We start from the raw sequence: 15,323 nt of genomic DNA on the forward strand, positions 1-15,323 counted from the left end.
GGAAAATTTCTGCACAACGCACTCCCTTATCATGGGAGGATTGGAGAATGGGTGTGCCATCATATAAGTAACATGCAAAGGGTGGAGGACACTTCGACACTCATTGATCGATGACACGATTTTTCTGACAATATTTTTCAATGGAAACCGCATTTATGAACTAGGCAATTGTTTTAGAGGAATTATTTAAAATGGAAGGTTTTGCCGTATCCATTCAAACTTATGAGAAATGGCCTTCCTTCCATTCCTCATTGTCAGAGCGGCAAACTTTTTCATCACATCATGTCATCATGATCATTCATTATGCTGTTTTTTGAATTTTTCATATGGTGTTTGAAATTTTGAATATTTCTTTAAGCAGTCAGACGTCAGAAGTGCAGACAGCAATATTGGTACCGTCAATGGACAATTTTGAAGAAAATTTTGCCATTAGGTACAAAAATATAATAAATTCAGTCAATTCGAATGTGAATTAACTCGAATTGCAAGCAAATTAAATTGTGCAAAAATTAAAATCGGCCAAATCTAGTGTAGGTCGAAGCCTGCAGTTTTTATGGAATCGGCTTTGAAAGGTGCCCGAAACCCTTCAGGCCTTTTGGTGGGGGAAGAATTGAGTTTTGAGGTCCGGTAGTGGATATTTTGCGGATCGAAGTGATTTTGAGATCCTTATGATACTGCACCGACCAGGCCCTGAAGAAGTATGAGATTTTTTTATTAAACAAAAGGCCTGAACTGAGAAAATGAGTGAGAAGATAATTTTTGTATGGTGGCGTTTCGATGTGAGTGGGTTGGTATTCAGCCCGCAAAGATCAAGAAGTAAATTCATTAAGACTCAACCGGCAAACCCTGTCTGGCAAAAGCCTGAACCTCTGATCATAACCTCAGAGGTTTAATTTTGATGGATGATTAGGATTTTCTTTATTTGTATCCAGCTGTGTTTTTTTCGGAGATTCACTCATTGAATTTGTGGTATATTCGTACACGTCGATTGTCGGGAAACTCAACGATCTCTTTAGACCTTCAGCATCCGCTTTTTACTTCCTCCATATATACCCCATTAATAGCTGGACTAATTGCCAAAAGATGAAGCTCAGCAATGATAATGCCATGGGAAAGGACAAACTGCGTCAATGGATTTTCAATTCCATTGGTCATCACCCCTCTCAAAGTTACTTGTTTTCCAGGAAATACTGCAACTGTACCAGGATTAGTCCACGACCTTCCTGAAGAGAAATATGTCCCATTACGACTTTTCAGCATTTCTGAATATATTCCGCCACGGATCAATAGCGTGTCACCGGCAACAAGGTGACCGAGCGGATATTTTATTGTGGTGTACGGGTTTGCCTGGCTTCAGGCGTTTTCATTATTTTTAATGGTTTAAGCGCATTGAGTCGTCGGGTAGGACAATAGGCACCGCTAAAAGGTTGGCAGGAGGACCAGGCAGAGGAATAAGGGGCACGGTGTTTTAATGAAGTCATTTAATTCCATATTGCGTGACTTTTCCAATGACATTTTTTCATACCACTGAAATGTGAGACAATCGGGCTTCTGCGGATAGACCTATTAACCATCGGTCTATGTATCGGGTACGATTGCTAAAACTTTACCCTCAAGCTACCTTTTGACCTAATGTTCTGCATCTAATCTGCAGATACTAATCCTGTGGTGTCGCCCTATGAGAGGGCTATTGGTAATTTAGAGACATTCAGAAGGTAAAAGAATCCTGTGCTCTTCGGAATTCGGGGCTTGAGGGTGATTACACTATGAGGTAGGTTGGAGCGTTTTTGTCATTCCCCCCCCAATGATGTAATCCTGTTTTTCTGTATTTCTATGGGCTTCTTCAATTTCTTTGCCCCCTAATGTGAGTATGACAATTCATACTCCGGAAAGTGCCGTCGCCGATGTTCCTCACTCGAATTGATCGTATTTGTAGAAGCGTGTTGACTCTGAACAGGGATCGTGAGTTCGCGACGCTGAAATCCATGTTGGCCCTAAAGAAGACCGATAGGGTGCTTGATGCGGGGAGTGGCGATGGATATTGGACGGCGTCTTTTGCCAAAGACTGTGCGCATATTGTCGGGATCGATCCGGGTTGGCAGGCGTTACAACACGCCAAAATGTTGTATGCTTATCCGAATATTGATTATGTACAGAGTTTTGGCGAGTCCTTGCCTTTCCCGGATAAGAGTTTTGATAAGGTGGTGAGCATCAGTTGCCTGGAACATTTCAACGATCCTTTTCAGGGATTGCGCGAGATGGCCCGGGTCCTTAAGCCTGGCGGTCGATTGGCGCTATCCGTCGATAGCCTTTTGCCGGAGAACTCTTCCTTAGCATTCCGGGAGTGGCACAAGAAGCGACATTTCGTCACGAAATATTTCAGCCAAGATGAAATGCAGGGAATGCTGGAGAAGGTCGGGATAAAATATGAACAGCCATCTACGGTACATCTGATCCGATCATCGGCAGCCATCCGGTCTCGTGAAATCTTTATCCGTCGTCCTCGTCTCCTATTACCTCTATTCCCTATTTTTTATAGTATCGTGCGAGTAGCTGATTGGATGTCTCAGGATACGCATGGACAGATGTTTGTGGTAACAGGTACACGTCAGTGATTTTTTTGTATGGGTTTCTTTCTATGTTCTTCCGAATCCTCTAGGCTCGTGAAGACTTTTAGTCAATGATCTCAGGGGACGTTCGAGATAATTCAGTGAGTTAATAGTCACTATGGAGTAAGGGGAGCTTGTTATGCGGATTTTAGTCTGGGGGCTTGGATATGTGGGTACCGTTTCGGCGGCTTGTTTGGCGCGTTTGGGTCACGAGGTTATCGGTATCGATCCCAATCTCACCAAAGTGGAAGCGATAAACAGGGGCGACTGCGCAATCAAGGAACCGGGGTTACACGAATTGATCAAGCAAGCTGTGAAGGCAGGCGCCTTGCGAGCAACTACCAATGGGACTGATTGCGTTTTGCAAGCTGATATTTCCTTGATTTGTGTCGGAACCCCAAGTAGTGCCGATGGTAGTCCTCAACTAGGCTACGTCGAAGCTGTGACGCATGATATTGGTCGAGGACTCAAAGGCATCTCGCATTATCATGTGGTGTGTTTACGCAGTACGGTATTTCCCGGAACTTCCCGTAATCTCCTTGCACGGATTCTTGAGGAAGTTTCCGGGAAAAAAGCTGGAGACGATTTTGGTTTAGCGATGAATCCGGAATTTTTACGTGAAAGCTGTGCGGTGAAGGACTTCGACTCACCTCCCTATACTATTATAGGGGAACTGAACCAGCGGTCTGGCGAAATTTTGGATCGGCTTTATCAGGGCATCCATGCCCCGATTGAGCATGTCACTCTTGAAGAAGCGGAATTTTTGAAAATCACGAATAACGTGTTTCATGCATTAAAAGTCGGATTTGCTAATGAAATTGGGCGCGTCTGTGATCGTCTTGATATTGACAGTCATAAATTGATGAAGCTTGTCTGTTCGGATACGAAGTTGAATATCTCCCCTGCCTATTTGATGCCGGGATTTGCTTTTGGGGGCTCCTGTCTTCCCAAAGATCTGCGATCATTGACTTATAATGCTCGCCGTCTCGGGGTCGAAGTGCCCATCTTGGAATCTATTCTGCCGAGCAACAGCCAGCAAGTGAATTTGGCCAGGATTAAACTTCAGGAGATCGGGGCCAAAAAGGTTGGTATCTTCGGCCTGAGCTTTAAAGCGGGAACCGATGATCTTCGGGAAAGCCCCATTATTAATTTGATTCGCGATCTTTGGCAGGATGGAGTGGATGTGCTCGTATACGATCCTGATGTGAATCTTCAGGAAATGTTGGGAGCTAATCTTGAATATTTAGAGCGCCAGCTACCTCAAATCAAAACTATTTTGTGTGATCGTGCAGAAGAGATCATGAGCGGGTCTGATGTGCTGGTGTTGAGCCAGAAACGTCCGGAATTTTTAGATCTCTTAAAAAATGTGAATCATTCCGTTATGATCCTTGATCTGGTTCGCTTGGCCGATCGGCCTGAATCCTTGGGATTTGCAAAGTATACAGGGATTTCATGGTAAAAAATCCTCGTAAGCGTTGGCTTATCCTCACGCAGTACTATTCCCCGGAAATTGGAGCCCCGCAAATCCGTTTACGCTGTCTGGCCAATGAATTGCGGGAGCACGGGATTGACCTAGAAGTTTTGACCGCTCTGCCCAACTATCCCAAGGGGGAAATTTTCCCTGGATATCCCACCACAAAATTCAGTATTCGTGAAGAAATCGATGGTGTTCCTGTCCGAAGGGTGTGGATTTATCCTGGCAGTGGAAAATCTCCTTTGATCCGGTTACTGAATTATCTGAGTTTCACCTTGACTGCCCTGATTGCCGCCCTATTTGGTCCTCGTCCCGATGTCATGTTTGTTGAATCCCAGCCGTTGTCTCTTGGCATCGTGGGCCTCTGCATGAAATGGATCAGAGGAGTTCCTTATATTTACCATGTGCCGGATTTGCAGATTGATGTTGCCAGGCAAATGGGGTTTATTAAAAGCGAGGCGTTTCTTCGGTTGGCCTTAAATTTGGAAAACCTTTTTCTGAAGAAGTCCTGGAAAGTGTCGACCGTCACTCACCGCTTTATTCGTCATTTTGAAGAACGTGGATTGCCTCGTACTCAGATTACCTTTCTTCCTAATGGGGCGGACACTCGGTTCCTCTGCCCCAGGCCCCCCTGTCCGGAATTGCTGGATCGATGGAAATTGAGAGAAAAGATGGTCTTTGTCTATGTTGGCACCCATGCGTATTACCATGGGTTGGACACACTGATCCACGCTGCCAATTTACTCCAGGACCATAAGGATCTTGTTTTCCTGATGATTGGCAATGGTCCCGAACGGCCACGGATTATTCAGTTGGCCAAAGATTTACAATTAACAAATGTGGTGTTTGGCCAGTCACCTTATGAGGAAATGGCCAGACTGTATTCGATCAGTTACGCCTCTATTGCGACGTTACGTGATCTGGATGTTGCGAATCAGATGCGGCTTTCAAAAGTGTTTCCTTCCCTGAGTTGTGGGGTTCCTGTCATTTATGCAGGTCTCGGAGAGGCCTCAGATGTGATTCGGGATAATCACTGTGGGATGACGGTGGATCCGGAAAATCCTGAGAAATTAGCCGCCGCCATTGAGCAACTCGCCTCTGATCGGGCCGGCCGTGATAGCATGGGAAGAGCTGGTAGGCAATTAGTCGAAGTTGACTATAGTTGGAAAGTTATTGTGACACGATGGATTCAAGAGCTTGGAATATGGCAGCAATAGAATCTTTATCACGGTCTTAAAAATCTTCTCAAAAACTGAATTGTATCTTTGTGATTAGTTTCATGTCCTAAAGTATGTCCAAATATATTGAAACTGAAGAAGTCCGAATGCGAAATGCCTATGGCAAACGCCAAGCGGAACACCATTATTCATGGTTTAATCCCAGCTATGTTTTTTTGATGCAAGAACGGGAACGACTATTTTTGAGAACGTTGAAACGTCATGGTTTCTTACCATTAGAGACCCAGCATATTCTGGAAATTGGATGTGGTACGGGTTATTGGCTCCGAGAGTTCATTAAATGGGGCGCACGACCACAAAACATCAATGGAATTGAACTCTTGTCCGAACGAGTAGATATTGCCAAGCAGCTCTCTCCCCAAGGTGTGCATATCGAATGTGGAAGCGGGACCAAAGTCGGGTTTTCAGATGGGTGCTTGGATCTGGTGCTTCAGTCTACTGTTTTTTCTTCCATACTCGATTTCTCCACTAAGCAACAGATAGCATCAGAAATGTTACGGGTAGTCAAGGCAAATGGCGCCATACTTTGGTATGATTTTCATGTGAACAATCCAAGAAATCCTGATGTTCAGGGGGTGAATAAGCGTGAAATTTTTCGGCTTTTCCCGAATTGTCGAATCGACCTTAGACGAATAACGCTGGCCCCTCCTCTTGCAAGGTTTCTTGCCCCGTATTCTTTACTGACTTGTTACCTTCTGGAACGACTTAAAATTTTTAATTCCCATTATCTTGGAGTTATTCGCAAGTGAACAGGCCTTGTCGCTGTGGGGAAGAATTCTTGTAATTCGCATGCATCAACTCATAACGACCAAGCAGCAGAGCAAGATCCATACATTCTCGTATTCCATGAACACATTCATAATTTTATGCGATGACCACGGAAGGTTGGGATGAAGCAATTTTTACCTTTTCATGTTCCTGATATTGGCGAGGAAGAAATTCAGTCGGTGGTTGAGACCCTCCGTTCAGGGTGGTTGACTACCGGTTCAAAGGCCAAGCAGTTCGAGGCGGAATTTGCACAGCGGGTAGAGGCTCGACATGCTGTGGCCCTGAATTCCTGCACGGCTGCTTTGCATCTTGGCCTCGAAGCGGTTGGCGTGACCGAAGGCGATGAGGTCATTGTGCCCACCATGACCTTTGCCGCCACCGCAGAGGTGGTGCATTACCTTAAAGCGAAACCGGTGTTGGTGGACTGCCAGGCTGATACCTTGAATATTGATGTTGCTCAGATTGAAAAAGCGATTTCGCCCAGAACAAAGGCGATTATCCCTGTTCATTATGCCGGGCAGCCTTGTGCAATGGATCGCATTCTGGAGATTGCCAGAGTTCATCATTTGAAGGTCATTGAGGATGCTGCTCACGCTCTTCCGACACGTTATCGTGGAAGGATGGTCGGGGCATTGGGAGATATTACCTGCTTTTCTTTTTATTCAACCAAGACGATCACGACTGGTGAAGGGGGGATGGCCACGACTGAAAATGCCGAATGGGCAGAGCGCATGCGACTTTTAAGTCTGCACGGCATCTCGCGGGATGCCGTCAATCGATATACCCCTGAGGGCAATTGGTATTACGAGATTTGCTATCCGGGGTATAAGTATAATCTGACGGATATTGCGGCAGCATTAGGAATCCCTCAGCTACACAAATGCGACCATTTTGCAGCGATCCGAAAGCGGTATGCCACACTCTATAACGAAGGGTTTAAGGAGATTCCAGAAATTTTGGTTCCCCATTTGGCTGACGATGTGGAGCATGCCTGGCATCTTTATGTGATCCAATTGAACCTGGAGTGTCTGCGTATTGGACGCAACGAAATGATCGATCTTATGAAGAAACAGGGCATCGGAACCAGTGTGCATTTTATCCCCTTGCATCTTCACCCCTATTATAGAGATAATTACGGGTATTTCCCCAATGATTTCCCTGTGGCGAGTTCGGTATTTGAGCGCATTATATCTCTCCCCATTTATCCTAAAATGACAGAATTGGATATCCAATATGTCATTGAGGTGGTCGCAACGCTTATCAAAGCAAACCGCCGATAAGTAATCGAGGCACTGAGACTCAGATTCTTGAAGCTTTCTAGTGGATACATGGCAGGTTCCCCCCCTCCTTATGGTGGTATCCCTCCTTTTCCAACTAATTGGAAACTGATAGAGATCGAAATTCACATTTCATCTAATTGGTTGCAATGTTCATTCAGGAGTACCGGTAATGACTAAGCGTGTTGTTGACACTCTTGGTGCGTTTTTAGGGTTAGTGGCGTGTATGCCCCTTTTTGTGGTGCTCGCTCTCCTTATCAAAATGGATTCGCGAGGGCCTGTCTTGTTTCGACAGGTGCGCGTGGGACAGGGCTTTCGCCCATTTTGTCTGTATAAGTTTCGCACGATGGCAACGGACGCCTCCCAAAAGGGAGGGGAGCTGACCATCGGCGAAGATCCTCGTGTGACTCGTATTGGAAGATTTTTGCGCCGGTTGAAACTTGACGAGCTCCCGCAGCTGTTCAATGTACTAATAGGGGATATGAGTCTGGTGGGCCCACGTCCTGAGGTGGCTTATTATGTGGAGAAATTCAAAGAGGACTATCACGATGTCTTGACGGTCAGGCCGGGGTTAACAGATTTGGCTTCTCTAAAGTACATTGATGAACAAGGGCTTCTCGGAAAGGTTGAGAAGCCAGAAGATGAGTACACGAATACGATTCTGCCAGAAAAAATCCGCTTAGCAAAATTATATATCGAACATGCCTCTTTAGCTTTTGATCTTGCTGTCATGGCCCAGACCTTATTGCAACTGCTGGGCTTGCGAAGTGTCATTTTAAAGGTCACCGATCGTGATAATCATGATGAGGTGGCTTTTCTTGAAGACTCGGTTATTTTTCATTTTATTATCAAATATCGGCGACCTATTATCATTACGTTGGATTTAGCACTGATTGTCTTGGCCTATTATTTGGCGTTCTGGTTGAGGTTTGACGGCAACATTCCCGACGACGCAAGGCAACTTTTACTTAAGACTTTGCCTGGTCTGCTTGTGATTCGTGGGATCGCCTTTATGATCTTTCGTCTCAATGAGGGACTTTGGCGGTATATTAGTATCTGGGACTTAAAGAAAATTACGGGTGGGGTGTTGGCTGGAACTATGGTGTTCTATGGCCTCGTCAAATGGGGGTTCGGTCTCATTGAGTATCCCCGGTCCATATTTATCATTGATAGTATTCTGTTGGTCGGGTTTCTTTGTGGGATCCGGCTTGCGGTCCGAATCTTTCGAGAGCGAAAGGTCTTGAGAAAGACGAAACGAGTCCTCATTATTGGGGCTGGTGATGCGGGGGAAAACATCGTTCGGGAGATGCAATCACATTCCACCTCCTCCTATACACCCATTGGATTTGTGGACGATGATGTTTCCAAAGTGAGCAAGCGGATCCATGGAATCAAAGTTCTGGGTACACGCCAGGATCTGTCACGCATTCTTCACACGCACAAACCCGAGGAAGTGTTAGTGGCTCTTCCCGGGACCAATTCAGCCGTTCTTCGGGATATTACTGCACTGTTGGCTCCCTTTAACGTCCGCATCAAAACCCTTCCGAATTTGGGCGATATTCTGGAAGGCAAAGTCACGATCAGTCAGATAAGGGATCTTGCCATTGAAGACCTGCTTCAGCGCCCACCGGTAGGATTGGATCCGCAGCCCGTGCGCAATTTAATCGACGGAAAGCGAGTCCTGGTGACCGGTGCAGGTGGATCTATTGGCTCGGAGCTCTGCCGTCAAATTGTCGCCCTTGCTCCCAAGGCCCTCATCTTATACGAACGACACGAAAACAGTTTATATGCGATTGCGGGCGAGCTGACGGACCAGGGTAATGCTGGTGTGGTTCATGAAGTGCTGGGTGATATCACGGATATTCCTCGTCTCCACGAGACATTCAATTCGTACCGTCCTGAGATTATTTTTCATGCGGCGGCCCACAAACATGTTCCGTTAATGGAGGTGAATCCAGGGGAAGCTTTCAAAAATAATGTCCTGGGCACAAGGTTGGTGGCCGAAGCGGCCGCGCACTTCGGTGTTGAGCATTTTGTGTTGATTTCTACCGATAAGGCGGTGAATCCGTCCAGCGTTATGGGGGCAACCAAACGGGTGGCGGAATTGGTCGTTCAGGCCATGGCGAGTCAGAGTCAGACACGGTTTTTGACCGTTCGCTTTGGCAATGTGTTGGGCAGTAATGGCAGTGTTGTGCCCCGCTTCCAAAAACAGATCAAGGCTGGGGGACCAGTCACGGTCACGCATCCGGAAGTGCGCCGCTACTTTATGCTTATTCCCGAAGCGGTGATCTTAGTGTTGCAGGCGGCTGCCCTTGGGGAGCAAGGCGCGATTTATGTCCTGGAGATGGGAGGTCAAATTAAACTGGTGGACCTTGCGCGTAACCTCATTCGACTCTCTGGTCATGTGCCTGAGAAAAATATTCCCATCCAGTTTATCGGTCTTCGCCCTGGAGAAAAACTCGAGGAGGAACTGATTGGGGAGAATGAACGAGCTGTGCCTTCACCAATTGATAAGATCCTTCGAATTCAATCGACACAATCTCTTGATCAGAAATTCCTGACCAATATTTTGAGCAAGCTGGAGGACGTCCAGATATTGGGGCATTCTCCCTCGGTGATTGAACTTCTTCAGCAGTTAGTGCCGACTTTTCATCGACCGGAAATTTTAGAACCATCTGCGATGAGTGAGGAATATCAAATTCATTGATGAGGCGGAAGACAAAGCTCGTGAAGCCTGAGGGATGGTGGTTGGGTGCTAAGTTGCTTGCCCAGATTCTGTTTGGATACCGATAATGTTTAAGTTTGTGGTTATTCTTAATTTTCAGGTTGATTCATCCGAGAGGTGAATGAATCCCAATTTTAACTAGCCTTGATAGAAATTACTTTTATAAGGTATCATTTATGGTTAAGCTTCAGACTTCCAGTGATAAGTACTCTTTAGCTGATAAGAGTAAAGTGAAGCGCCATCATCATTCAACGTGAAATTCAAAAGTACCTGAAAAAGCAGATTTTTCGAGTAAATCGAAAAATTCTTTTATAACCATTTTTCTTTCAAGATATTGTCGCCTGCGGTAAAGTTGAAGTGAGTGTTTTTACGTAGTATTTGTTGCTAATAAAGGAACCTAAGAGGATGAAGATTATAATTGTTGTGGCTATATTTGTTTTTCTGGCTGGGTGTAATTCGGAGTGGAAGGGAATGAAAACAATTGATGCTTCAAGTTTGGAGCCCAATGGTTACCCTACTCTTTCTGGAAAAACAAATATTGAACGTTCATCTATTGTGCATGGGCAAGAGCATGAAAAAATTAGTATCGATGATCCGCGTTACATAATTCAACCTGGCGACCAATTAAGCATAAAATTCTTTTTTAATCCAGAGCTAAACGAGGAAGATTTAGTGGTGCGGCCTGATGGGCATATTTCCCTTCAATTGGTTAATGAAGTTAAGGCATCAGATCTGACTCCCTTGCAGCTTAAAGGTATTTTGGAGAAAAAGTATGTTGGGCAATTAAAAAATCCAGAGATTGCCGTCATTGTTCGTTCCATAAGGGAGCCTTATAGAATCTATGTCGATGGAGAAGTGGCGAAACCGGGTGAATATGAAATGGTCGGATCAATTAGTGTGTTGCAAGCAATTGCGCGTGCCGGGGGTATGAAGGAAGATACGGCAAAGAAAAGCAATGTAAAAGTAATACGAGAGGATCAAGATGGTCAGAGATTTGTCATTAATGTGGATTTAGATGGGGCCCTCAATGGAGGAGATCTGAGTCAGGATATTCGACTGCTTCCTTCTGATATGGTCTATGTTCCAAGGTCATTTTGGTGAGGCAATGTGTCGGTGGTGCAAAGGGGTTACCTGAGTTTTTACGCTCACAAATTTCCTAGTGTTGGAGTTAAAGGTTCGGACCTTGATTTTTTTGGGTTGATAAGGAGAGAAAAGGAAGACTGTGAATATGACAAGAATTCAGTTAGCTTTTCGACGTTACCATATAAACAGCCTCTTGATGACAACTATCTTGGCTGTTCTTTTACCGTTCCCCTTTAGTCTCCTGCCTCAGATCCAGGTTTATGCCGAAACCGGGTCAAAAACTGGAAATCCCCCAGACGCGACGAACATGGAAAAGCCCGGCGATCGCGTGTTTTCGATTATGAAGCAACAACTCCGTTCCTATCAACAAAGTTTGGAAGAATCAGAGGGGCGTCTTCAAGATTTTCAACGGAAACATGGAATTATTCTAATTGAAACGCAAATGAATCATCTTCTTCAACAGCGTAAATCCTTGGACGATGCATTAAAACAGGCCGAAAACCAAGTAAAGGGCTTTCAAGAAAAACTTGCCTGGATTCAGGATCAGATAAGCCAGATTCCAGAACAGATTCCTCTTTCAAGTTCGGCTTCAGAGCAAGGGATTGTTGGTGGGGCCAAAAATAATTTACTGACCCTTCAATTAAAAGAACAGGAATTATTAAACAAATACACCGAGAACAACCCTCATGTTCAAGCAATTCGAAAAGAAATGGAATTGATTAATCAGTTCATAAAGGAACAGGAATCTCAAGTGGCGCGCAGTGTTTCCACCGGCAAGAATCCGCTCTATCTTGAGATGGAAATGCAATTATTTCATACTCAAGCCGACCTCGTTTCGGCTGAAGCACAAAGTGGCGTGATCAAGGAACAGATTGCCGAAGTAGACAAAGAACTGAATAGGCTGAGAAATTTGGGGCCGGAACTCGATGAACTTCGTCGCCAAGTCACAGCAGATGAAAAAAATTACATAAATTACCTCACCAAAGTAGGAAAGACCCCACCACAAGATTATCAAATTCAGGTGGGGGATCAGCTCGATATTAAATTCTTTTTTAATCCGGAACTCAATGAAACCGTTCTAGTCCGTCCAGATGGGCGTATTGCCTTACAGTTGGTCGGTGAAATTACTGTTGTTGGACATACGGTCGACCAAATTCGCACAATTTTGATTAAGAATTATTCCGGGCAACTCAAAAATCCTGAGGTTGCGGTCCTTCTTCGTTCATCAAACGTGCCTGGTGAGGAGGTTAGTGCAACAGTAGGTGATGGGAACTCTGGGGGGAAATATGGAAATTGAGGCAATGGTAGAAAGGGAAGGGTTGCCGTATCCATTTGGAAATATCCGTGACATTTTGACGGCTTTTTTTAAGCAGAAATATGTTATCCTCTCCGTTTTTCTTGTTATTTTTGCGGGAGTGGGCATTTGGATCTACGCTTCAGAAACTCTCTATGAAGCTCGGGCAAGTCTCATGCTCAAGTTTGGGAGGGAGCATATCGTGCGTCCAGAAGTCGGGAGTACTCAATTCTCCAGATTCAATGAGGAAAATGTGGTTCAATCGGAAATCAGCATTTTAACTTCCCGTGATCTCGCAAAACGGGTTGTGGCTGACCTAGGCGTTCACAATGTTTATCCGGAAATTTGGTCATCCCCTCCAAAGAATCCAGAAAGGGCCGTGGAGGCTGCTGCTGGAATTCTAGTTGCTAGATTGTTGCCGGAGCATGTGAAGGATTCGAATGTGGTTCAAATTTCGTTTCTTCACACCGAACCTGAAATGGCCGCAACTGTTTTAAATACCTTGATTGAATTCTTAAAAGAAAAGCATTTGCAAGTGTTTAGTGATCCGAAGGCATCGTTTTTGGCTAAGCAGTTACATGACTATCAGGTGCAACTTGAACGTTCAGAAGAAAATCTTCAGGCTTTTAAAAATAAGCATGATCTTTCTTCCCCCCTTGTCGAACAGCAAAGTCGTCTTCTCGATCAGCGGGCTGGTCTGGACAGCGAATACAAAACAATCAAGAATCGCCTGCAAGGCCTGACCGGTAAAATCGCTTCAATTGAAACTCAGATGAAAACTATTCTCGAAAATATACCTGTTTCCACAGTCGAAGAAGGCGGGAATTTAGAAAAGGCCAAAGCGGAACTATTTGCTTTGAAGCGCGAAGAACAAAAGCTTTTAACAAAATACACCGAAACTAGTTTTCCTGTTCTCAATCTTCGAAAAGAAATAGACCAGATGGAAAAATTTATTCTGGCCGAACAGAAAAATGAGCGGGCCAACACGATAGCGAGTGGGAAAAAAGCGATGTACAGCCAGCTTGAGAGGGAACAATTAGACGCTGTGTCTGAAATCACGACCCTTCAGGCAAGCAGTCAAGTTATTGAACTCCAAATCCAGGATCTTGACAAAAAAATACAGCGACTCGATCTGTTAAATAAGGAATTAATAGTCCTGGAGCGACAAAGAGCAGCAGATGAGCAAAATTATCAACTTTATCTTAAAAAGGTCGAGGAAGCTAAAGTGTCTGAAGAAATGGATCGTCTGAAAATGTCCAATATCAGTGTTATCCAGCCTGCGGAAATTCCACGAAAACCGGCTGGTCGTCCAACGGATCTCAAGCTTATTCTAGGCGCTCTATTTGGCATAATGATGGGCATAGGTTTTGGTTTTATGGTTGAGTATCTGGAAGGATCCTACACTCGTCCGGAACAAGCGGCAAACGATTTGAACCTCCCTCTATTGGCTTCTTTCGGGCAAAAGCTGTAATTAGAAATTTTTCAAGATGTATTTAGCATTTTACGGTCTCAAAAAAGAACCATTTCACACGACTCCTGACCCAAATTTCCTTTATCTGAGCCCCAGCCATAAGGAAGCGATGGGGGCTATTATCTATGGAATTGAAAGAAGAAAAGGTTTTGTCGCCATTTATGGCGAGGTCGGCGTAGGAAAAACAACGATTATTCGTGCGTACCTTGAAAAGACGAGTGACCGAAAACAGAAAACAGTCTATATCCTTAATCCAGTTTTATCATTTCACGGTCTTTTGACCGATATATTTCGAAGCCTTGACCTTGTTCCATCTCATGATGATTCGGCGGAGATGGTCAATCAACTTCAGGAAGCATTGATTCAGGAATACCGGTCAGACAGCACGGTTGTGCTGGTCATTGACGAAGCTCAGAATATGCCGGTTAAAACATTGGAGCAGTTACGGCTGCTCTCTAATTTGGAGACATCCACAGATAAGCTCATCCAAATAGTTTTAATCGGGCAGCCAGAATTAACAACATTACTGAATCATCCTACCTTGAAGTCTTTGAACCAGCGAATTGCCCTTCGCGCAACAATACAGCCGCTGCAACCGAAAGAGAGCCAAGCCTATATTGAACATCGGGTTGCGCTGTCTTCATCCACCGGAGCGCCTTTATTTACGCCAGGAGCTATGAAACTGATTATTCGCGAGGCTCAGGGCATTCCACGGAGAATTAATATTCTTTGCGATAACGCTTTGATCACTGGATATGGAAGGCAACAAAAGCCTGTTTCTGTAAGCGAGGTGCGGGAAATCCTTGCTGATATGGATGGCTCTCGTTCATCTTATCTTGTGAAGTGGGCGGTCGGTGTTGCCGTGGTCATCCTTTTGGCAATTGGGGCTTTTTTGTTAGGCCCCATCTTTCTTCCTGGAAACGCTGGAGTATCTAAAATAGGCCATGGGGAAGGTGAAAGCCAGAATGCCAGGGCGACCTCCTCCGAAAAAATGTCTCAAGAAAGCATAGGTCATCTTGAAGAGCAGCCGAACCCTATGGCCTCATCTATCTCTGAAATAGAAAAACCCACTCCTGATACGGATAAAGGGGTAATGGATTCCGGTTTGACGAAAAAACCCGTCGAAAAGGTAATAGAAACATTCAAGTCTGTTGATAAACTCAGGGATGACACGGAAGTGGCTTCAAAGCCAAGGCAGATTTCACCAAATACCAGGGCGGTCAAAGAGGGGGATAATTTGAGCCAAATTGCCAATGAAGCTTATGGTTCATCGAGCCGTCAATATGTGGAATGGCTCCGTCGGCATAACCCACAAATCAGCGATCCCGATATCATTCTTCCGGGTCAAAAGATTGTATTACCTGAGTACGTGAAAGAATAAGAC

General features: G+C 44.9%; 11 protein-coding genes. 10 read left to right on the forward strand and 1 reads right to left on the reverse strand.

Annotated features, from left to right (window positions below):
* Positions 1-1,020: 1,020 nt before the first annotated feature.
* Complete coding sequence (locus H6750_14780) at positions 1,021-1,260, reverse strand: hypothetical protein (protein ID MCB9775573.1); 240 nt, start codon at positions 1,258-1,260, stop codon at positions 1,021-1,023.
* A 644-nt stretch (positions 1,261-1,904) separates the two neighbouring features.
* Here H6750_14780 and H6750_14785 point away from each other — a divergent pair.
* The 10 genes from H6750_14785 (at position 1,905) to H6750_14830 (ending at position 15,320) form a co-directional block, all read left to right on the forward strand.
* Positions 1,905-2,615: a class I SAM-dependent methyltransferase gene (locus H6750_14785; protein ID MCB9775574.1), complete on the forward strand. Its 711-nt coding sequence runs from the start codon at positions 1,905-1,907 to the stop codon at positions 2,613-2,615.
* Between the two features lie 133 nt (positions 2,616-2,748).
* Positions 2,749-4,068, forward strand: coding sequence for a nucleotide sugar dehydrogenase (locus tag H6750_14790; protein ID MCB9775575.1), 1,320 nt, complete (start codon positions 2,749-2,751; stop codon positions 4,066-4,068).
* On the forward strand, positions 4,062-5,300 hold the full coding sequence (locus H6750_14795) for a glycosyltransferase family 4 protein (protein MCB9775576.1): 1,239 nt from the start codon (positions 4,062-4,064) through the stop codon (positions 5,298-5,300). Before H6750_14790 ends, H6750_14795 begins: the two co-directional genes overlap by 7 nt.
* A gap of 107 nt (positions 5,301-5,407) precedes the next feature.
* On the forward strand, positions 5,408-6,070 hold the full coding sequence (locus tag H6750_14800; protein MCB9775577.1) for a class I SAM-dependent methyltransferase: 663 nt from the start codon (positions 5,408-5,410) through the stop codon (positions 6,068-6,070).
* Between the two features lie 141 nt (positions 6,071-6,211).
* The gene (locus tag H6750_14805) at positions 6,212-7,369 is read left to right on the forward strand and encodes a DegT/DnrJ/EryC1/StrS family aminotransferase (GenBank protein ID MCB9775578.1); all 1,158 of its coding nucleotides are present in this window, start codon (positions 6,212-6,214) and stop codon (positions 7,367-7,369) included.
* 169 nt (positions 7,370-7,538) lie between these two features.
* Positions 7,539-10,073, forward strand: a complete 2,535-nt coding sequence (locus H6750_14810) for a polysaccharide biosynthesis protein (GenBank protein ID MCB9775579.1) — start codon at positions 7,539-7,541, stop codon at positions 10,071-10,073.
* Between the two features lie 423 nt (positions 10,074-10,496).
* Complete coding sequence (locus H6750_14815) at positions 10,497-11,192, forward strand: polysaccharide biosynthesis/export family protein (protein ID MCB9775580.1); 696 nt, start codon at positions 10,497-10,499, stop codon at positions 11,190-11,192.
* A 784-nt stretch (positions 11,193-11,976) separates the two neighbouring features.
* Positions 11,977-12,471: a polysaccharide biosynthesis/export family protein gene (locus tag H6750_14820; protein MCB9775581.1), complete on the forward strand. Its 495-nt coding sequence runs from the start codon at positions 11,977-11,979 to the stop codon at positions 12,469-12,471.
* On the forward strand, positions 12,461-13,939 hold the full coding sequence (locus H6750_14825; protein MCB9775582.1) for a GumC family protein: 1,479 nt from the start codon (positions 12,461-12,463) through the stop codon (positions 13,937-13,939). Before H6750_14820 ends, H6750_14825 begins: the two co-directional genes overlap by 11 nt.
* Before the next feature lie 16 nt (positions 13,940-13,955).
* Entirely contained in the window at positions 13,956-15,320 is a 1,365-nt protein-coding gene (locus tag H6750_14830) for an AAA family ATPase (GenBank protein MCB9775583.1), read from the forward strand.
* The last annotated feature ends 3 nt before the right edge of the window (positions 15,321-15,323 follow it).

Source organism: Nitrospiraceae bacterium (genome assembly GCA_020632595.1).
Classification (GTDB): Bacteria; Nitrospirota; Nitrospiria; order Nitrospirales; family UBA8639; genus Nitrospira_E.

What these genes read in the sequence shown, in the direction of transcription:
- H6750_14825 (MCB9775582.1), top strand. Translation starts at nt 12,461, where the DNA reads ATGGAAATTGAGGCAATGGTAGAAAGGGAAGGGTTGCCGTATCCATTT.
- H6750_14805 (MCB9775578.1), top strand. Translation starts at nt 6,212, where the DNA reads ATGAAGCAATTTTTACCTTTTCATGTTCCTGATATTGGCGAGGAAGAA.
- H6750_14785 (MCB9775574.1), top strand. Translation starts at nt 1,905, where the DNA reads ATGTTCCTCACTCGAATTGATCGTATTTGTAGAAGCGTGTTGACTCTG.
- H6750_14800 (MCB9775577.1), top strand. Translation starts at nt 5,408, where the DNA reads ATGCGAAATGCCTATGGCAAACGCCAAGCGGAACACCATTATTCATGG.
- H6750_14795 (MCB9775576.1), top strand. Translation starts at nt 4,062, where the DNA reads ATGGTAAAAAATCCTCGTAAGCGTTGGCTTATCCTCACGCAGTACTAT.
- H6750_14790 (MCB9775575.1), top strand. Translation starts at nt 2,749, where the DNA reads ATGCGGATTTTAGTCTGGGGGCTTGGATATGTGGGTACCGTTTCGGCG.
- H6750_14810 (MCB9775579.1), top strand. Translation starts at nt 7,539, where the DNA reads ATGACTAAGCGTGTTGTTGACACTCTTGGTGCGTTTTTAGGGTTAGTG.
- H6750_14780 (MCB9775573.1), bottom strand. Translation starts at nt 1,260, where the DNA reads ATGCTGAAAAGTCGTAATGGGACATATTTCTCTTCAGGAAGGTCGTGG.
- H6750_14815 (MCB9775580.1), top strand. Translation starts at nt 10,497, where the DNA reads ATGAAGATTATAATTGTTGTGGCTATATTTGTTTTTCTGGCTGGGTGT.
- H6750_14820 (MCB9775581.1), top strand. Translation starts at nt 11,977, where the DNA reads ATGCAATTATTTCATACTCAAGCCGACCTCGTTTCGGCTGAAGCACAA.
- H6750_14830 (MCB9775583.1), top strand. Translation starts at nt 13,956, where the DNA reads ATGTATTTAGCATTTTACGGTCTCAAAAAAGAACCATTTCACACGACT.